The organism is Methylobacterium sp. GC_Met_2 (assembly GCF_026540795.1).
GTDB lineage: Bacteria > Pseudomonadota > Alphaproteobacteria > Rhizobiales > Beijerinckiaceae > Methylobacterium.
In genome coordinates, this window is the sequence record NZ_JALNUM010000126.1 from 1 (window position 1) to 16,747 (window position 16,747).

At 64.6% G+C, this 16,747-nt stretch carries 21 protein-coding genes and 1 pseudogene; 7 read left to right on the forward strand and 15 right to left on the reverse strand.

Annotation, left to right across the window (positions count from 1 at the left end):
- The 4 genes from OXS49_RS28130 to OXS49_RS28145 all read right to left on the reverse strand — a co-directional run.
- On the reverse strand, positions 1–357 hold a 357-nt coding region (locus OXS49_RS28130; RefSeq protein ID WP_267427960.1), incomplete at its 3' end, for a sugar transferase.
- A gap of 398 nt (positions 358–755) precedes the next feature.
- Complete coding sequence (locus tag OXS49_RS28135) at positions 756–965, reverse strand: hypothetical protein (RefSeq protein ID WP_267427961.1); 210 nt, start codon at positions 963–965, stop codon at positions 756–758.
- A 914-nt stretch (positions 966–1,879) separates the two neighbouring features.
- Positions 1,880–2,107 carry a hypothetical protein gene (locus OXS49_RS28140; protein WP_267427962.1) on the reverse strand — a complete coding sequence of 76 codons (228 nt, stop codon included), beginning with the start codon at positions 2,105–2,107 and terminating at the stop codon, positions 1,880–1,882.
- 25 nt (positions 2,108–2,132) lie between these two features.
- A complete protein-coding gene (locus OXS49_RS28145) occupies positions 2,133–2,606 on the reverse strand; it encodes a hypothetical protein (RefSeq protein ID WP_267427963.1) in 474 nt (157 codons plus the stop codon).
- Positions 2,607–2,749: 143 nt separating this feature from the next.
- On the opposite strand from OXS49_RS28145, the pseudogene OXS49_RS28150 reads away from it, so the two are divergent.
- Positions 2,750–3,174, forward strand: a pseudogene (locus OXS49_RS28150) (hypothetical protein).
- A gap of 174 nt (positions 3,175–3,348) precedes the next feature.
- Here OXS49_RS28150 and OXS49_RS28155 read toward each other — a convergent pair.
- From OXS49_RS28155 to OXS49_RS28165, 3 genes are all read right to left on the reverse strand, one after another.
- Entirely contained in the window at positions 3,349–3,594 is a 246-nt protein-coding gene (locus OXS49_RS28155; protein ID WP_267427964.1) for a hypothetical protein, read from the reverse strand.
- Positions 3,591–4,370 carry a Crp/Fnr family transcriptional regulator gene (locus OXS49_RS28160; protein ID WP_267427965.1) on the reverse strand — a complete coding sequence of 260 codons (780 nt, stop codon included), beginning with the start codon at positions 4,368–4,370 and terminating at the stop codon, positions 3,591–3,593. Before OXS49_RS28160 ends, OXS49_RS28155 begins: the two co-directional genes overlap by 4 nt.
- A 306-nt stretch (positions 4,371–4,676) precedes the next feature.
- Positions 4,677–5,786: a helix-turn-helix domain-containing protein gene (locus tag OXS49_RS28165; RefSeq protein WP_267427966.1), complete on the reverse strand. Its 1,110-nt coding sequence runs from the start codon at positions 5,784–5,786 to the stop codon at positions 4,677–4,679.
- A 294-nt stretch (positions 5,787–6,080) separates the two neighbouring features.
- On the opposite strand from OXS49_RS28165, the gene OXS49_RS28170 reads away from it, so the two are divergent.
- Positions 6,081–6,794 (forward strand): Crp/Fnr family transcriptional regulator, encoded by a 714-nt coding sequence (locus OXS49_RS28170; RefSeq protein WP_267427968.1) that lies wholly within the window; start codon positions 6,081–6,083, stop codon positions 6,792–6,794.
- A complete protein-coding gene (locus tag OXS49_RS28175) occupies positions 6,794–7,051 on the forward strand; it encodes a hypothetical protein (RefSeq protein ID WP_267427970.1) in 258 nt (85 codons plus the stop codon). The genes OXS49_RS28170 and OXS49_RS28175 overlap by 1 nt, the downstream gene beginning before the upstream one ends.
- Before the next feature lie 223 nt (positions 7,052–7,274).
- Here OXS49_RS28175 and OXS49_RS33565 read toward each other — a convergent pair whose 3' ends face one another.
- Positions 7,275–7,709 carry a hypothetical protein gene (locus OXS49_RS33565; RefSeq protein ID WP_276082210.1) on the reverse strand — a complete coding sequence of 145 codons (435 nt, stop codon included), beginning with the start codon at positions 7,707–7,709 and terminating at the stop codon, positions 7,275–7,277.
- Positions 7,710–7,896: 187 nt separating this feature from the next.
- Here OXS49_RS33565 and OXS49_RS28185 point away from each other — a divergent pair, with 187 nt between their 5' ends.
- Positions 7,897–8,175, forward strand: a complete 279-nt coding sequence (locus OXS49_RS28185; protein ID WP_267427972.1) for a pyocin activator PrtN family protein — start codon at positions 7,897–7,899, stop codon at positions 8,173–8,175.
- Between the two features lie 14 nt (positions 8,176–8,189).
- Here the strand turns inward: OXS49_RS28185 and OXS49_RS28190 are convergent, their stop codons facing one another.
- From OXS49_RS28190 to OXS49_RS28205, 4 genes are all read right to left on the reverse strand, one after another.
- Positions 8,190–8,522, reverse strand: coding sequence for an HU family DNA-binding protein (locus tag OXS49_RS28190; protein ID WP_267427974.1), 333 nt, complete (start codon positions 8,520–8,522; stop codon positions 8,190–8,192).
- 112 nt (positions 8,523–8,634) lie between these two features.
- A complete protein-coding gene (locus tag OXS49_RS28195) occupies positions 8,635–9,384 on the reverse strand; it encodes a hypothetical protein (RefSeq protein WP_267427976.1) in 750 nt (249 codons plus the stop codon).
- A gap of 919 nt (positions 9,385–10,303) precedes the next feature.
- Positions 10,304–10,714 carry a hypothetical protein gene (locus tag OXS49_RS28200; RefSeq protein ID WP_267427977.1) on the reverse strand — a complete coding sequence of 137 codons (411 nt, stop codon included), beginning with the start codon at positions 10,712–10,714 and terminating at the stop codon, positions 10,304–10,306.
- Positions 10,711–11,364 carry a Panacea domain-containing protein gene (locus tag OXS49_RS28205; RefSeq protein ID WP_267427978.1) on the reverse strand — a complete coding sequence of 218 codons (654 nt, stop codon included), beginning with the start codon at positions 11,362–11,364 and terminating at the stop codon, positions 10,711–10,713. The genes OXS49_RS28200 and OXS49_RS28205 overlap by 4 nt, the downstream gene beginning before the upstream one ends.
- Positions 11,365–11,539: 175 nt before the next feature.
- Between OXS49_RS28205 and OXS49_RS28210 the strand changes: the two genes are divergently transcribed.
- The 3 genes from OXS49_RS28210 (at position 11,540) to OXS49_RS28220 (ending at position 13,833) form a co-directional block, all read left to right on the forward strand.
- Complete coding sequence (locus OXS49_RS28210) at positions 11,540–11,806, forward strand: hypothetical protein (RefSeq protein ID WP_267427979.1); 267 nt, start codon at positions 11,540–11,542, stop codon at positions 11,804–11,806.
- Between the two features lie 372 nt (positions 11,807–12,178).
- Positions 12,179–13,249 carry a threonine aldolase family protein gene (locus OXS49_RS28215; protein ID WP_267427980.1) on the forward strand — a complete coding sequence of 357 codons (1,071 nt, stop codon included), beginning with the start codon at positions 12,179–12,181 and terminating at the stop codon, positions 13,247–13,249.
- A gap of 308 nt (positions 13,250–13,557) precedes the next feature.
- Positions 13,558–13,833, forward strand: coding sequence for a hypothetical protein (locus tag OXS49_RS28220; protein WP_267427981.1), 276 nt, complete (start codon positions 13,558–13,560; stop codon positions 13,831–13,833).
- Between the two features lie 244 nt (positions 13,834–14,077).
- Here OXS49_RS28220 and OXS49_RS28225 read toward each other — a convergent pair whose 3' ends face one another.
- The 3 genes from OXS49_RS28225 to OXS49_RS28235 form a co-directional block, all read right to left on the reverse strand.
- The gene (locus OXS49_RS28225) at positions 14,078–14,491 is read right to left on the reverse strand and encodes a hypothetical protein (RefSeq protein WP_267427982.1); all 414 of its coding nucleotides are present in this window, start codon (positions 14,489–14,491) and stop codon (positions 14,078–14,080) included.
- A gap of 81 nt (positions 14,492–14,572) precedes the next feature.
- Complete coding sequence (locus OXS49_RS28230) at positions 14,573–16,396, reverse strand: hypothetical protein (RefSeq protein WP_267427983.1); 1,824 nt, start codon at positions 16,394–16,396, stop codon at positions 14,573–14,575.
- A gap of 58 nt (positions 16,397–16,454) precedes the next feature.
- A partial coding sequence (locus OXS49_RS28235; protein ID WP_346016975.1) for a hypothetical protein occupies positions 16,455–16,747 on the reverse strand: 293 nt, incomplete at its 5' end.

Sequence of the window (16,747 nt, forward strand, 5' to 3'; positions counted from 1 at the left end):
AGCCAGATGGGCGGCCAGCACCGCCTCGCCGTCGGTGACCATGGAGCGGAACTTGAGGCAGCCGAACGAGCGGCCGTCGCGACCCAGGCGCATGTGGCGGAAGATCGGGGCCCGGCCGTCGCCGGCCCAGACCAGGAGGGCGATGAGCAGGAGGAGCGGCAGCAGCAGGAACAGGGCGGTGACGGCCACGCCGACATCGAGCCCACGCTTGGCCGCCCAGTTCAGGCGCAGGCCGCGGGCAACGAAAGGCGTCTCCGGCGACAGAACGTCGACCGCGGCGCCCGCCGCTTCGATCACTCGGCCAGAGGCCAAATCAACGACCTCAGCGATAGTGCCGGTATTGGGAGCGCGCTGCATTGCGATATCACCTCTGACATCTTGCTGTGCTGCAGCTCGCCGCATGGCTCTTCTTTCCAGTGTGCAGAGTAAATAAGTTTAATCTAAGATTGGTTAATAAATTCTTAATCTCAGATTTATGTAGATCACAGGACGCAGTCGAAAGCTAGTACTGAGGGAAAAAGCAGATTTTAGGTGGTTAATATTGCAAAGCATGTCGCCATTATGGCGGCTCAGTCCTGCGAGGCCCCACCGCAGACAGCTACGTACGTATAAATTACGTAGTCACATCCGAAGCCCTGACGTGGTTTGCGCTGAGGGCGGCGGCGTTGCGCGTGCAGCGCACAAACAGAAACAACTTCGTGGAGGCTGACACAAATCCGCTGGAGCAGGGCGCACCAGCCCAGTCGCGAAGCGGATCAGGCCCTACGCATCGCCTGCGACCGCAGTCGTTCGGCCTCGTCCTGCCACGCGTCGCGCTCGGTCCTCATGGCCTCGACCAGGGCATGCATGTTGCCGGCGTCGATCGCGGTCTCGACGAGCATGTCTTGGGCTGAGGCCAGTTGCTCGCGCAGCTCGGCATTCTCGGCCGCCAGGACCAGCAGGAGCGCCGCCACATCATTACCCATGCCAGCACCTGCCTCTCGCGTCCGGCATGCGGCTGGTAGGGGCAGCGTGGTTACCGCGTCGACAAGGATGCTGGCCCGCAGGCGGCGGCGGGGATCTCGTCCACAGCAGGATCACGGCGCGCTTCGGCCGGGGCCGTGGGCCGGCGCTCGCGGTCTCCAGTCCCGCCGCATTGCGCCGACCCTCACGAGACCGCCCGGCCAAGGCGTCACGGGCGAGCCCCGGTGAACTGGACCGGATGCGCCTGTCGTCACGTGCTTGCCCGCTACGGGCCGTGTGGCGTCGCGAACGCCTCGGGCATGCTGGCGGGAAGGATGAGTGCTGTAGCAGCCGCGTATGCTGATGTCGCCGCTTGGCCCTGACATCTGCTAGGCTTTAGCGCGACTGCGCCGGCGAGGCCGCACCGTGGCCGAGGGGTATCAGGCCCCGGTGCTGCTCTTCCGGCGCGCGGCCGGAGCCGATCGCTGAGGGTATGGTGGCGCGAGGCGGTTAAGGGTTCTTGTACGAGCGCTGCGCCGTGAAGAATGTTGAGCGGTTCACGTCACATGCGGGAGCGGCGCATGTGATGACGCCGATGGCGCTTCATGTGCCGCATGCTCATCATGCCGCGCTGACCACCCATCCGCTTCTCTGACGGGCTTTTCACGCTGCCAGGGTTGTTCATGTTGCTCTGAGCACTGCCGCTGCCGGCCGGCATCTGAGCGAGAGCCGCCCCTGTGACGGCGAACGACAGCGCTGCGGCGAGTGCTAGGGTCTTTATCATAGCGTTTCCTCCAGACGGATCAGTTCGATCAGTCCGGATCTGAACGTCGGCGCGGCAGCTATCGTTCAGGCGTACCCGCAGTGACGGGCTGTTCCAGCCCGCACTGAAGCAAGCGTGGCGAGGTGGTTCACCATCCAGCCCCGCCCCAACAGATCAGACGATAGGCGTCTCTTCGAAGTGCGCGTGCGTGATGATGCGACGCATGGCTTGAACGACCTCGTTAGCCTCCTCGCACGTGGTGCCGGGCTTGAGGTCGAAGGCGAACGGCCTCATCGCGTCGGCGGCTCCGGCCCCAACCGGCGCACGCTGTTCCAGCATGATATACGGATTGCCGTTCTCGTACTCTTTGACGCGCACGCTCAATTCGATCAGCTCGGCCATCGTCGTTTCTCCTCTTTCCTGCTTGTCAGGCTGCGAGTGCGATGTCGGGATGACGATCTCGCCGAACACGGCGACCGCCGCGCTGCTCATGCAGAACCGCGAAGCTGAGGCTGATCCGGGCGGCCTCAATGTGCTCGAAGGTCGGTGCGGCCATCGCCAGCGTGAGACGATTGTAGGCATCGAGCCAGGTATAACTTGAGCGGATCGCCGGTAGACGCGTCGACTCAATTACCTCTCGGGCTTCGCCAATCGTCGACACGACCGGGGGAAATCCGACGAGGCCTGCAGTGGCGATAGGGACGGCGAAGGAAGTACGGGCTCTGGCCATGACAGATGCTCCCTGTGGTTCTCTTCTCTCGCCCATGAGGAGAGGCGGATTGCGACCAATCAGAGAGGTTTTCGCGGTCAATAAAGGCACGGACCAGAGCCTGCGATTTTGCGGCGGCAGCGCCACATCACGTTGAGAGAGCCGAGCCAGCGCGAAGGTCGTCGGCCTCATGAGCCTCGCCGCCTATCTCGACCGCCGGATGGAAGCCGGCCGCAAGGGCTGCCATCAGCTCTGCGGACAGCCTGCTCCTACGACATCAGGCATTCGCCTTACGGCTACGCTTTCTTCACACCTGGTGGCACAGGCCCGCCCCCATGCCGATCCTGCCCAAGCACCGCTACTTCTACCCCATCGACTGGGCGCAGCTCTCGGCCGTGATCCGGTTCGGGCGGGCGAAAGGCTGCTGCGAGGGCTGCGGGCGGCCGCACGGTCGGATGGTCTACCACCTCGGCGATGGTCGCTGGTGGGACGCGGACGCCGGTCGGTGGCGCGATGGGTGGGGCAGGCGGATCCGCATCGCTGCGGAAGCTGACATCCTCGGCAGCGCTCGTCGGACGCGTGTCGTCTTAGCAGCGGCCCATCGAGACCACGACACCGCCAACAATGCGGACGCCAACTCGCGGCCTTCTGCCAGCGCTGTCACATGATCCACGATCGTCCGGAGCATCAGAGGCGACGCTGGCGCACGCTTTTCCGGCGGAAGGCGATCGGCGACCTGTTCAGCGGCCCCTATGGCTGACTTACTAGGAGATGGGAGCCAGCGGTTTGTATGGTCTGCTACCGACCCAACCCAGCCACTCAGACCGCCGTTATCGCTCCCACAAAGCGGCCGTTCGTCAGCCGTCCAGCAACTTCAGCACTGGGTGGCAACCGGACTTTGGCGTTACACCCCAAAGCGGACGGCCCGATCACTTCACGGTTGGCACGACAGCTGTTCCAGGATCCAAGCCTGCGCCTCGTCGAGGTCCTCGAACAACGGAGCGTTCATGTCATCGACCCGGCCGAACCCGGCTTCCAGGAACCACTTGCCCGCATCTGTCATGTGCTGGTCGGAGAGCTGCACTAGGATCGCAACGAGAAAATCCTCGTGGAACACGAGGTGGCTCTCTTGGTCGTCGCTGCCCGTTGCAACCTGCACGGGCTGAAGGCGAAGGTTCATGCCGCGTCTCTCCCGCCCAGATGCAGGTAGTTCGGCTTGAACTCGGCCAGCGCCTCCAAGCCGGCCAGATCCAGGATCTGCAACTGCCGCCCTGACAGCTCAATCAGCCCACGCTGCTTCAAGGTCCCGAGCATGCGGTTGACGTGCACAGTGGTCAGGCCGGTGGTATCGGCCAGATCCTTCTGGGTGATCGGAAGCGCGTAGCCGTCGCCAGCCGTTCTGCCCACGGCACGCAGCCGAAGCAGCAGCTCACACATGAGGTGCGCAATGCGCTCCTCGGAGGTGCGGCGACCCACGTTGAGCAGCCACTCGCGCAAAGTCGCCTCGTCCACCAGCGTGGCCAGCCGCAGGGCGTGCGTGATCCCGGGATGGTCCCGCAGCAGATCTTGAATGGTGTCGAGGTCGATCCGGACCACTTGGCAGGCCGACAGCGTGCCGATCGAGTGATCCATGGCCTTCAGCATGGCCACGTCCAGGTCGCAGTAATCGCCTGGCACGAGGTAGGCCATGATCTGGCGCGCGCCGCTGACCCGGAGCTTGTAGCGGCAGGCGATGCCGTCGAGGATCAGGTAGACGCCATTCGGCTTGTCGCCCTCACCGATCAGGTCTGTGCCAGCCGGGACCAAGTGCGGCTTGGCGCTGATCCGCTCCAGCACCGCCCTATCGTCAGCCGACAGCGTAGCGAGGCTCTCCAGCTTCAGGATCAAGGGGTTGCTGGTCCGCCCACCCGGGCGCTGTGTGCCGTCACCGGCACCTGCTTCGTCGTTGTCCTGCATCGCCTCTCACCCATGTCGTTTGAGGGACTGCCGGGTGGGAGGGCCATTCGGCCTCGTGCGGCCATAGGCGTCCGATCCCGTACACCCCTCCAGAGCGTCTGATCTAGATCAATGCTGCGACAGGAGGAGCGTATCCATGTGTCGCGGCCCGAGTGTGAGGGACCAACCCACCCAGAACCATCCGCTCGTACACCAACAAGCTGATCAGAGCGGACGATCAGGTTCATAGTGAGGAAGCCATGGCAAGGCAGCTAACGCGCGTCATCCTTGCTTGTCGTCGAGACCCGCGCAGGCTGAAGGTTCAGATCATGCGGCCGCTCGATCCCCAAGGTGCAGGTAGTTGGGCCGGAACTCTGCGATCGCACGCAGCCGAGGCAGGTCGAGGACCGTCATTCGGCTGCTCCTCAGTTCGATCAGTCCCTGCCGCCGGAGGTCCTGCAGCGTGCGGTTCACATGCACGGCGGTGAGGCCGGTGGTATCGGCCAAATCCACCTGGGTGACAGGTAGGCTGTAGGTGTCCTGTGTCGCGCACCCGACCGCTTCCAGGCGCACGAGCAGCTCGCAGAACAGATGCGCCAATCGCTCCACCGCCGAGCGGCGACCGATGTTCATCAGCCACTCGCGTAGGGTAGCCGCGTCGACAAGCTGAGCCATGCGCAACGCTTGGGCGATCTGCGGATGGCGCGCCAGTAGATCGGTCACCGTCTCGGCCCTAAAACTCACTACCCTGCATGCTGACAGCGTGCTGATGGTATGGTCCATCGCACGCAGCAGAGCCACATCGAGATCGCAGGCGTCACCGGGCACAAGGTAGGCCATGATCTGACGGGCTCCGTTCGCCCGCAGCTTGTGACGGCAGGCCAAGCCTTCCATTACCAAGAACATGCTGTCAGGCTTGTCACCTTCGCGCACGAGATCGGTACCAGGCGCAACGTAGCGCGTCTCCGCACTGATGCGGGCCAGGGTCGCCCGATCCGCATCCGACAGCGGCGCATAACCCTCTAGCTTTCGGATCAGCGGATTGCCTGCGACCTTGAGCTTGAGCTGCCGTACTGCGGCGGTGGACGCAGGTACGGATGCGACGAGTTCGTTCACACAGATGACGATGTCTGCGGGCAAAGCCGGCCTGGTGAGCCAGGGGGCTCCCTGGAAATCGCTGCCCAGCAACTGATTTTGCTGCCAACCCGAGTGGACGAGGAACGGCACGTCGAGGCGGCGCAAGGCGTGAGCAAGATCCGCGCAGGAGCCATCCCTCAAGGCCACGTCGATGACGGCTACCGTGGGCTTCTCCTCCACGAACAGGCGCAGGGCCTCACTGACCGTGATAGCTGGTCCAAGCACACGGTAGCCGGCCCGCCCCAAGCTGTCGCTCAGGTCCATGGCGAGCAAAGCATCGCTCTCGGCGATCAGGACCACAGGCTGTTGATCCATTCGCGGCATTCAAGGCTCCGGCAAGCTTAGCCTTACACCTAGTCACGGCATGCAGGGCTCGTTGATCCAGGCCATAAACACGGATGAAGCCACGATAAAAGATGCTGGCGGACATGGGTGTGGTACCCCACCGTTAGAAGCGTCCGATACCTCACCAATTTGCGCTCCGCATTGTGTTCACCAGCATCTCGCGCTTATGTGGCTCATCGCCTGCCGGTTGATCCGGGCGCGGGCGCTTAGGAGACAGCGTGTGCTCTTGCCCCAGCAGGGAGCAGAGCTGTGTCTCAGCACCGACAGTCCAATGTCCGCAATCTATTGTTGAAGGCGCTCTCGCCCGACGACTTCGCGTTGCTGGAGCCGCACCTGCAGGTGATGGTGACCGAACTCCGTCAGCCGCTGATCAGGTCCAACACCCCGATCAAGCAGCTGTTCTTCCCCGAAGTCGGCTTCGGCTCGGTCACCACGCAGGGGTCGGGCAAGCAGGTCGAGGTTGGCGTCATCGGACGCGAGGGATTGATCGGTGCCTCGCCCATCCTGCTGGGTACCGACCGCACGCCGCACGAGATGTTCGTCCAGAACGCAGGCGAGATGCTGGGCATCGCCACGGAGGCGCTGTGCGCGGCAGTCGATCAAAGCGCGAGCCTACGCAAGCTGCTCCTGCGCTCGATCCAGGTGCAACTCCTTCAGACAGCGCAAACCGCGTTTGTGAACGCGAGCCAGACTATCGACGTGCGCCTCGCTCGCTGGCTGTTGATGTGTCGTGACCGGGTCGACAGCGATGACCTTCAGATCACCCACGAATTCCTATCGATAATGTTGGGCGTGCAACGCTCCAGCACGACCTTGGCCATTCAGGCCTTGGAGGGACATCGACTGATCCAGGCGCGGCGGGGCCGCATCACGATCCGAGATCGTCAGACGCTGGAGGCGGTGGCGGACGGCGGCTATGGTCTGCCTGAGGCCGAGTTCACCCGCCTGATCGAGGGCGCTTGATGCCGCGCTACTACCTCAACGTCCGGCATCGACCCGGACCCGCAGGGCTGGCTGTGGACCCGGAAGGCGAGGAGTTCGCCGATGTGAGTGCTGCCCGTGAGAGCGCCTTATCGCAAGCGCGTGAGATGATCGCCCGGGAGCGTCACACGTTCATCCGCGACTGGATGGATTGCTCGTTCGAGATCATGGACGAGGCCGGCCAGCCCGTCCTCACGATCCCGTTCAGCGACACCGTACCCGAAAGTGACTGGGACTGAACGCACTCGCGTAGACGGCCGCTCTGCGGCTCTGCCACCAGAAGTCGACCGTTCCGGACCGCCAAATCCGGTTGCTCCACTCTGCCACGCCAGGCGTCTGAAAGCGGACCTTCCCAGGGTCAGCAAAGGGTCGTGAGCGGGCTCGACGACGATGTCCGCTTTAATGCATCGCCGGCCCAAAGCGGACAGGCAGAAGTCCACCCAAAGCAGACGCCATCTGGCTTCAACGCTTCGTGTGGACCGTGTTCGCGCTCTCGTAGGCGACCACAGTGGCGGCCGTGATCCGGATCAGCTTCCCGCCGTACTTCGTCCCCGCCAGTTCTCCGCGCTGAACCATGCCGCGGATGAGAGTGGCGCTGCACTGCCACCGCTCTGCTAACGTGTCGGGGGTGTAGACGTGGTGGTAGCCTGGGAACTGTTCCGACATCAGAGGCTCGGGGCCCCGGCGCCGCGCATCCTTGCGCGCTTGGATTATCGCTGCGTGCGCGTCGAGCGCAGCTTGCTTCGCTGGCTGCCGCCCTCTGTTTTGCTCTGGCGATGACGGCACCCAGTCGGCGAAGCTATCCGCCTCCTCGGGGCCGCTCAGCACGTCGAAGGCCGCATCCAGCTTTCTGAGATCCCAGATCGTCCTGGTCCCAATCCGGAAGGGCTCGGGCATCTTCCCCTCTTGGACGAGCTTATCGAAGGTCGTGGTACTAATCCCAACGTACCGGGCCGCCTCACCTCGGTTCAGGCCACGCCGGGGGACCGCTTCGATCCGCACTGGCGCATGATCGTCAGCCTCGGCCTGAGGTACGTCGGCGATCCCGGGGCGCGCCGAGCGCCCTCGCCCGGGGGATCTCGTCATGAACACCGCCTTCATCCTGATGGCGCAGTACGGCGCAAAGGCCATCATCCCGGTCGAGGATGTGTGCCGGGACTACTTCCGACATCTGACACCCGAGAAGCTGATCCGGAAAGTCTCGCTCGGCGAGATCGCCCTTCCCCTCGTGCGCATTGAGACGAGCAAGAAGTGCGCGAAGGGGGTCGGCCTCGTGGATCTGGCGGCCTACCTTGATCGGCACATAGAGGCCGCGCGCAAGGAGTGCGATCAACTCTGCGGGCCACCGAGGCGAGGCCGATAGGCGTGAAGCTACTCCTATGACGCTCGCAATAGGCGCTGCACCTCGGCCTCGGGCTCAGGGTCGGCCTGCCTGCGGTTGAGCCGCGTCCGCATCCCCTTGCCTGGCTTGAACTTGATGGCGGCCTTAGCCTCGACCTTCACGGCCTCGCCCGTGCGCGGGTTCCGGCTGGTGTGGGCCTCGCGGTCGCGCATGCAGAACGTGCCGAAGTCGCGCAGCTCGACCCGGTCGCCGTCCGCCAAAGCCTGGGCAACGCGGTTGAGAATGGCGTCCACCACCGCCTCGACGTCTCTCGCGTAGAGGTGCAGGTTCTGGGCGGCGATGCGGGCGACAAGTTCTGACCGGATCATGGCTGGAGCAGATGCCAGGACCATACCGGCGGGCAACCTGGTCGCGCCGAGGCTCCACGGACTGATGGTCGCGTTCGTCATACCGTCCGGCCGCATGATGCCACCACATGGCTCAGCCCGCGCTACCACCCGCGAGAATTCTCATTCGGCCTGATCGGTCGAGGTCGACCGCTGCCCCCCGGCAGCCCTTCTTCGGTTCCGTATCCACAACCTGCCTCTGTGGATCTCCCCTATCCGTGGGGTGAGTCCTTTTGCACCCTATGCTGCCGAGCAGCGACGGGGCCGCGGACCGCCCTCCTCGCCTGAGCCACTGCAGCCACTCCCGGCTGATGATGCGCACCACGTTCGGGTCGGACTTCCGACCCTGGTGGCGCCGCTCCTGGATGGTCAGCAGCCCGTCGCCCTCGGCCAGTCGGATCGCGGCCTGAGCGAGTCGCCGGCACACACCCGCCCGCGCAGCGATGGCGTCGATGCACAGCCCGCAGGCGCCGTTGCGGGCCATCTCGTCCCCGACGATCCGCAGGACCGCGAGCTGCCCGGTGGTGAACCGACTGGCGAGGGCTGGCGGCATCGGGCCGGAGCAGGCCAGCCGACGGCGACGCTCGATCGCCACGGAGCGCTCAGGAGCCCGCTGGAGGCGCTTGGGCGGGAACAGCGTCACACGGCCGAGCGGAATGCCGACGGGCGCCACGGCCTCGCGGATCGCACTCCTGCGGGTGTGCAGGGTCTCAGCCAAGCCCTGCGCCTCTGAGTCGGTGACAGTGTCGGCTGCGTGGGCCTGCCAGATGGTGCGCGACAGGTTGTCGAGCTGCGCCAGTGTCCGCGCGCCCTCGATCGCCGACCGCATGGTGGCGTGAAACATCGAACCCGGTCCCTCACGGGCCGCGGCTAGGATCCAGGCAAAGCCTTCCCGTTGACGGAAACAGGTTCCGTCTTGACTCCCGAGGGGAGATCATGGTCTGTGGGGAGCGGTTCAGCGGCCCCACAAGGCCCCAGGTTTTTCAGCAGCCTCTTCCTTGCCGGGAAGGGGCTGTTGGCTTTTCAGGGTCTATCTCGCGGCGATGGTCTCCTGAATGGCGGCCGCGACTCGCCGAGGCGAGCATGGCCGTGATCGCCCATGTCGGCCGGCAGCGGCGTCCAAGTCAACGCTGTGGCTTCCGCGCCTCAGATTGCGTCGCAGCAACGAACTTACGTAGTTTGACGTTGAAGCCGGTGGTCCAACCGTCTGTGCTCCCGTCGCGTACCAGCACTCCATCCTTGCGAGGCAGATATGGTCGTGATGCGGATCGCGGTTCTGTGCGGGTGCGGGTTGGCGCTAGGCGGCTGTCTGTCACTGCCCGACACACCGCGGGTCTACAGCTCACTGCCGCCGCTGGCGGTCTCGAACGACCCTCTCCCTCCCGTCACGGAGCCAGGGCAAATTCTAAGACCAGGCCTCGGCAGAACGTCTGCGAGTGTGGACCCATCTGACGATCTGCGTTCGTCTGAACGTGCTCGTGTCGCTTGGGCACCCCTGTACCCCAAAGATTTTGCCCTGCGCTCGTCAACGGCTACGCGCGTCGCCTCCGAACCGACTAAGGCGGCCAACACTATGCAGCCCTCAAAGACCGTCGTCCGTCGCGCAGCGCGAGCCCAACCCTACGATCGCGAGAGGGCGATGGATCGCCTGGAGAGAGAAGGTCGGCGGGACGCTAAGCCGATCTGCGGCGGCTGCTGATACCCGTTGGCGACTCGCCAGGGCGGGTGCAGCCGGAACGGTCCATTTCGGCCGGGCGGCACGGCTAGGGGATGCGGCACGCGGTGATGATTGCGTGTTGCGCGGCCGTAATATCCAGGCTGATCAGCGCGCACTCCTGAACCAGCTTCGCGATTTCCGCAGGGAGGGTGCAGACCGGTTTTACCCTGCCGTCGAGCTGTTTGCGCATCACGGCACGGGCGTCGAACTCGTAGAACTCGTCCAAGCAGACCCAAGTCGCTTTTTTGAGATGGCAGCAACCCGGTGGGAGAAAAAAGCTCGGGAAGCGATCGGAGGGCTGACATCCAAAGACGGTGCCGCGACCATGCTGCTGCGAGGTCGTCTTGGCGACGAGGTAAGTCAGGCCGGCGTTCCCGAGCGAGACGAATAGCTTCTCGCCTGTCTCACCGTCGTGGAAATGAAACTCCTCGTCGAACCACACCGAACCCGGCGTCATCCGAGGCGGTCCACCAGTTCCTTCCGATCCTGTGCGATGCGAGACACGCTCTCGACCTCGTCAGGCCGGAGCGCAAGCTCGTAAGGGATGACCTGCTGCTTGCCACCTGGTTGGTTGTAGACCCTGTCCCAGGGTAGGTTCTCAAGATGCGTCGCCTCGATCATGTCCTCGGCGGCGGCGGTCGCGTACTCCTTGGCGAGGTTTTTCATGATCGTCATCTCGCGTGGCGTGAAATGACGATCTGAGAACTCGGCCTTGGGATGAACGGCGATCATCGGCCGGTCGCTGCCAGGGATCGGCCGTGCAACGAATTCGACCGCCTCGGCCAAGTCGGAACGCGGCGCATCGATCTCCTCGAATAGCGCGACGGGCACGGGACCCATTTTCCAGGCGTTGTAGGTCTGGCCGGTGACGCTCCGCCCGGTTCGCTTGAAATGCTCGAAGTCGAGGAAGTAGAGAAGCTTGAACAACTTCACCTTCCCGCACTTACGGGTGTTGCGCGCGAAGAAGTTGATCGCCTGAATTAGCTTCTCCCGCTCATGGGAGACCAACATCGAACTGATCCCACCGCTGATCGGCCCTGTCTGCGCGGATCGTCGGACGGTCCGCGCAGGGCGACTCGCATGCGTCGCAAACTCCGATATTTTCATCTAATAGCGGTTGTTCTTACCCCGTTCCAGAGTGGGCCGACTGCGCATTTCGCCACCGTGACATGAAAGCTGATCTGGCTTCGAGATCCCACTTACCTCACCCGCAGGAGCTGGAATGTCCCGTGTCGGCCGGACGGCACGGTTAAGTCAACGTCAGGGATCAATCAGCGCGACCATGGCTGCCGGACTACCGACCATCGCCGACCTGCGCAGGGCCGGCGTCATCACCAGCCACGAGATCGTCGCGGCGATCGATCTCTACATGCGGGCCTCCGCTGCGGGACCCTATCGCTTCAACAGCGGGCACAGCCTCGACATCGCGGCTCTCGTCGCGCTCGTACTCTGCCCCGAGCAGATCAGGGACCGGGCCGGCCCGCAGGAGAAGACGTTTCGGACGGCGGTCGCGGCCGCCGTCATGGCGGCACATCCGACCCCAACGTGACCCGTCGGCCACTCGACCCCGCGTGGACCGCAAGCCACGGGCGGGGGAGCGGCCGACATCGCCGACGCGAGCCGATACGCGACACGGCTCGTAACTGGAAATGCCCGGCACGCGGTTGCGGTTCGATGAGCCCCGCGGCATCGGTGCCGCATGATCCGATCCGAACTTGTCGCTCGTATCGCGGCTTGCTCCGACGTGAACTGATGGTTGGGCTTACATTCGTCCTCGTACACGGCGTGTGGCATGGCGGCTGGTGCTGGAGCCGCGTCGCCGACCGTCTGCGCGCGGCCGTGCAGGTGTGCGATCCGGCCGAACGATGGCCGTCCGCTGGGCATTGCTGCATGGTGCCTCTGAGAAGAGCCGCAGACCACGATGATTGACCTGTTTAGCGATACCCAGACCCGCCCAACGCCAGGCATGCGGGCGGCGATGGCGGCAGCGGAGGTTGGCGACGAGCAGTCTGGCTCGGACCCGACCACGAATGCCCTCTGCGCCCGCATCGCCGGTCTACTCGGCAAGGAGGACGCTGTGTTCATGCCCTCCGGCACGCTGTGCAATCTCGTCTCGATCTTGGTCCAGACCCGGCCAGGCGACGAGATCATCGTCGACGATCAGTCCCACATCTACAACACCGAGGCCGCAGGCGCCGCCGCGATCGCGGGGGTTTCGGTCCGACCGCTGCCAACGCGGGTCGGGCTTTACACCTTGGCGCAGGCTGGGGAGGCGATCCGGCCGATGCAGCGGACCGCGCCACGTTCGGCTCTGATCTCGATTGAGCAGACCACGAGCTTCTCGGGCGGCACCGTGTGGGACCTCGACACTATGCGGGCGATCCGCGACCTTGCCCACGCACAGGGACTCGCCGCCCATATTGACGGGGCGCGGCTCCTGAATGCGGTGGTTGCCAGCGGCATTCCTGCCGCAACCTATGCGGATGGCTTCGACAGCGTCTGGATCGACCTGAGCAAGGGGCTCGGCTGCCCGGTCGGAGCGGTCCTCGCCGGTACGAAAGCCTTCGTGACTGAGGCGTGGCGTTGGAAGTACAGACTCGGTGGCGCTATGCGCCAGAGCGGGGTCCTGGCGGCGGCTGGCCTGTACGCTCTCGACAACCACATGGACCAGCTCGCCGAGGACAACGCCAACGCAGCCCGTCTGCACGCAGCGATCGCGGACGCGCCGGGTCTCGCCTTCGATGAGACGGCCGGTCAATCGAACATCCTGTGCTTCTCAGTCGCAAGCCTAGGCATCGCGGCGACTGCCTTCGCCGAGGCCTGCCTTGTCGAAGGCGTCCGCGTGCGAGCGATCGGACGCGAGCAGATCAGGGCCACCGCCAGCCTTGAGGTTGATCGAGCTGGGATCGACCGCGCCGCCGCTGTGATCCGCAGCCGCGCCGCGGACTACTCCGACGCGCGCTCTAGCGACAAGAGTGCGGGTCTCAGGTGAGGCCGTCGGGCTGCGCGAAGGCCCAGCCAAGTACTTCGCGTTAATCATCCGTCGGATGCGAAGGCACCGGCGCGGATGTCTTATACTAATACCGGTTCAGATGTTCCTACATTGCATTCACGGATAGCGGACAGCGAGATCAGGCACGCTCAAGCAGGTCGAGGAGCAGCGTGACAGCCACCGCGATGACGTAACCGCAGCCGCACCAAAACAGAATTTTCGCTACGAGTGTAAGCTCGTTATCAATTATCACATTTTCTTGAGCAATGATCAAAACAGCGTTTCTGGGCGTCGCATCCTCCGAACGTATGAAGCGTCTCCTTTCGCAGCGCGATAGCCTTCTTGGGGCTTTTGAGAAGGGAATACTGATGCGCTTTTTCTTAGTATCCGCCTTGCTGATCAACATGGTCGTCACGTCACAAGCTGACGACCTCACAGACCTGCCGGAACTGGCCTGCGCGCTGGCTTCGACGCCCTTGGAGCGTCAGCAGATTGGCTGCCCAGGCTACACCTCGCTGACTAACGCACAGCCGGCCGAAGATGCGGTCCGGTTTGAGCAACCGGATGATGCCGCAAAAGACTGACCGGCCACCTTCAGGTGCTGATCCCCGGCGGCATCATGCTCGCTGGAAAGGAGCGGTACACGTGTCCGACGAGGGGCCTCCTCTCTCTTATTTGTTGCGCTTTGGGGTGTGTTTGCCCTGCTGATGCTGGCCGGTCAGATACAACTGATCGATCGGGGCGCCCACATCGCATTGTCGTACCAAGTAGACGAAAACGTTTATCCAATTTCAATGGCTGCTCTCGACTGAATTTGGTCGATCTTCCTCATGGCCGATGCCCGCTTCCTAACTTCAGCATGACTATTGCGGCCGCGGCGATGACGTTGCCACGGCCGTGCCAGGGGAGGATCTCGGCCACCGGCCGCGGATCGATCAGCACCTCCGGCAGAACGATCTTGGGCGCCTCAACCTCGCCGTCCCGATCGCTGCCGCGCATCCAGACCACCTGCGAGCCGGTGACGTTCTCGGGCGCGGCCAGAGACGGTTCAGTATCCCCGCCGTCCTCAAGGTCGGTGTCGCCGTCCATAAGGTCGAGCACGGCAATAATCCGGTCGGCCGCGTCGAGGGCGGTTTGCGCCGCTTCCTCCAGGCTGGCGCGTAAGGCCGGGCCGGTGAGCGGGGCCGGGGTCGGAGGGGCGACCGGCTTCGGACGCGGGGTGAAGGTGAGCACGTCGCCCATGGTGGTGTCTCGGGTGAAGGATGGCCCGGCGGATCCGGCCGGGGCGGTACGCACGGCTACGGAAGGGAGGGCGGGCGCCGATCAGCGCCCCGCCCGCTCGGCCTCGGCGTGGGCCAGCAGCTCGCGGGCAAAGACCTCAATCGCGTCGGGGTCGCCGTTGTCGATGATCGGGCGGGCGCGCAGCAGCAGCCGGGTCTCGCGGTCTGCCGAATTATCCGGCAGCCGGCGAGCTGCTTCCTTATCGACCGCACTGTCCACGCTCGTCAGGGCATCGCCGAGCCAGACCATCAGCTTGCCGAGGTCGTTGTACTCGGGCGCTCCGTAGTGGTTCTCGCGCCGCCGGCAGCGCGCCCCCCAAGTGTAGGCGTAGGCCACGGCGCCGACGTGCTCGGCCATGTCCTGTATGTCCCCCAGCTCCTTCATCGTGGCGGACGCGAGGTCGAGCATGCAAATGAGACTGGGCACGTCCGTGAGCGCGGCTGGCACCCTTAGCGACGAGGCCGGATCTAGAATGTCGAGGTGCAGGTCGCGGCGGATGCGCTCGATGTCCTTGGCCGCTGTCGTCGGCCCCGTGAGGCGCGCGAACTCGGCAACGGCGATGCCGCGAAGTCGAGCCAGCTCCATGGCAATGCCGTTGTGGATCTGGGTGAAGCTGAACGGCTCAATCGCCGGAGCAGCCATGAAACCTGGGGGCGGGTCGTACCAGTCGACGGGCTGAGCGGCAGCCTGTCTCTCGCCCCGCACGTCCTGCCAAAGCGAGTGCGACAGGAGCTGATCCGGATCCGGCTCATCCGGCACGTCGGACAAGAGCGCCTTGCGATCGTAGCTGCACAGCGCATGCAGTTTCACCCGGAACCCTGCAGCGGTCAGGGCTGGCAGGACTGCGATGCGGCACGCCAGAGTGGCGGCGACATCGCCGGCATCGTTCGCGGCGGTGTCCAGTGCGTCGGTGACATGCGCGCTGTAGATCCGCAGCCGTTCGGCGTGCCATGCCTCCCAGGCAGTTACGATCTCGTCCGCCCGGTCCTGAGCCTCAGGCCACGGGAAGGTATCAACAACAGCGCGCGCATCCGACGGCAGGTTGTCCTCGGGACGCACGGGCCGGCGCACCTCGCGGACGTAAGGCTTACGCTTCATCCAGGCGATATCTTCGGACGTGACCTCTGTGCCCTCCAGATGATCCGGGTGGGTGAGGTACTTGCCCAGACGCAGCGGATGGTCGGAGGCCTGGAACAACAGGGCGGCCGGGCGCTCGGGCATGTGCCTGCGGGCTTCATCCTGAGCCGCGTTACACGCCTCGCAGGCCGCTTTCTCGCGGGCGCGGGCAGCCTCGAACTGGCGACCGAGACGCAGCAGGTCGGCGTCAGCCTCGATCTCGGGCTCGCCGATAGCGAGGATGTCCCGCACAAGGCTTTCTTCCAGCCCCTCCGGCCAGGACACATCCTCATTGCGCTGGGCGACGCGAGCCTTGAGCTTGAGCCCCGCCAGCGTCGCAGCGGGCATGTTGGCGATGCGGTTTTCGATCTCGCAAAGGGCGCCCATAGCTTCGGCAGTGGCAGCCTCAGCCGCATCAACACCTGTCCGCTCACGCCAGCCGGGGATAAGCCTCGCCCAATCCTGGAACGGCTCGCGCGGGGGTGGCGCCTCGACGTTCGGGGCGTTGTCCGAGATTACCCCCTGCTCTTCGAGGGCCTGCATGTAGACAGCCGCGCAAGCCTCCCATTCCGGTTGGAGCGTCAGCAATTCAGCGTCTCGCGGATTGGGTGCCGTCTCTGGCTCGGCTGCCTCCGCAACCGGCGGACGGGCTACTCGTGTAAGATCGGTTTGTAGGCTGGCAGCGCGTTCGCGCAGGCTGGCGTCGGGGTCGCGACGGATCAGCTTCTGTAGGGATGTGCGCAGGGACATCGCGGGATCCTCGAATGAGGGGCGCGGGCAGCCGGCCCGCTCGGATTGCGGGCTGAGGTCAGAGCAGGGTGGCGAGGCCGGTGAGCACCATGCCGCCGCCGATGATGGCGACAGCGGCCAGCAGCTCGCCGGCCGCATCGAGGAAGCGTAGGGACCGGCTGTGCGCGGTGTCGGGGCGGACCGGGTAGACGGCCTCCCACGGCTCGATAGCGCCGGGGATCGGCTCATTCGGCAGATCGCGGTAGGGGCGAGGCGTGCGGACACGGACGGGCTTGCCGTTGGCCGCGATGCGGACCGGGACGGGCTGGCTGAAATCTGGGATGCGGGCATAGGTCATCGTTCGCGCTCCGG

Excerpts from the sequence above, each read along its gene's own strand:
- OXS49_RS28200 (WP_267427977.1), bottom strand. The coding sequence starts at position 10,714 with ATGACGCCGGGTTCGGTGTGGTTCGACGAGGAGTTTCATTTCCACGAC.
- OXS49_RS28145 (WP_267427963.1), bottom strand. The coding sequence starts at position 2,606 with ATGAGGCCGACGACCTTCGCGCTGGCTCGGCTCTCTCAACGTGATGTG.
- OXS49_RS28135 (WP_267427961.1), bottom strand. The coding sequence starts at position 965 with ATGGGTAATGATGTGGCGGCGCTCCTGCTGGTCCTGGCGGCCGAGAAT.
- OXS49_RS28155 (WP_267427964.1), bottom strand. The coding sequence starts at position 3,594 with ATGAACCTTCGCCTTCAGCCCGTGCAGGTTGCAACGGGCAGCGACGAC.
- OXS49_RS28215 (WP_267427980.1), top strand. The coding sequence starts at position 12,179 with ATGATTGACCTGTTTAGCGATACCCAGACCCGCCCAACGCCAGGCATG.
- OXS49_RS28220 (WP_267427981.1), top strand. The coding sequence starts at position 13,558 with ATGAAGCGTCTCCTTTCGCAGCGCGATAGCCTTCTTGGGGCTTTTGAG.
- OXS49_RS28190 (WP_267427974.1), bottom strand. The coding sequence starts at position 8,522 with ATGATCCGGTCAGAACTTGTCGCCCGCATCGCCGCCCAGAACCTGCAC.
- OXS49_RS28230 (WP_267427983.1), bottom strand. The coding sequence starts at position 16,396 with ATGTCCCTGCGCACATCCCTACAGAAGCTGATCCGTCGCGACCCCGAC.
- OXS49_RS28225 (WP_267427982.1), bottom strand. The coding sequence starts at position 14,491 with ATGGGCGACGTGCTCACCTTCACCCCGCGTCCGAAGCCGGTCGCCCCT.
- OXS49_RS28195 (WP_267427976.1), bottom strand. The coding sequence starts at position 9,384 with ATGTTTCACGCCACCATGCGGTCGGCGATCGAGGGCGCGCGGACACTG.
- OXS49_RS28185 (WP_267427972.1), top strand. The coding sequence starts at position 7,897 with ATGAACACCGCCTTCATCCTGATGGCGCAGTACGGCGCAAAGGCCATC.
- OXS49_RS28210 (WP_267427979.1), top strand. The coding sequence starts at position 11,540 with ATGGCTGCCGGACTACCGACCATCGCCGACCTGCGCAGGGCCGGCGTC.
- OXS49_RS28160 (WP_267427965.1), bottom strand. The coding sequence starts at position 4,370 with ATGCAGGACAACGACGAAGCAGGTGCCGGTGACGGCACACAGCGCCCG.
- OXS49_RS28140 (WP_267427962.1), bottom strand. The coding sequence starts at position 2,107 with ATGGCCGAGCTGATCGAATTGAGCGTGCGCGTCAAAGAGTACGAGAAC.
- OXS49_RS33565 (WP_276082210.1), bottom strand. The coding sequence starts at position 7,709 with ATGCCCGAGCCCTTCCGGATTGGGACCAGGACGATCTGGGATCTCAGA.
- OXS49_RS28205 (WP_267427978.1), bottom strand. The coding sequence starts at position 11,364 with ATGAAAATATCGGAGTTTGCGACGCATGCGAGTCGCCCTGCGCGGACC.
- OXS49_RS28175 (WP_267427970.1), top strand. The coding sequence starts at position 6,794 with ATGCCGCGCTACTACCTCAACGTCCGGCATCGACCCGGACCCGCAGGG.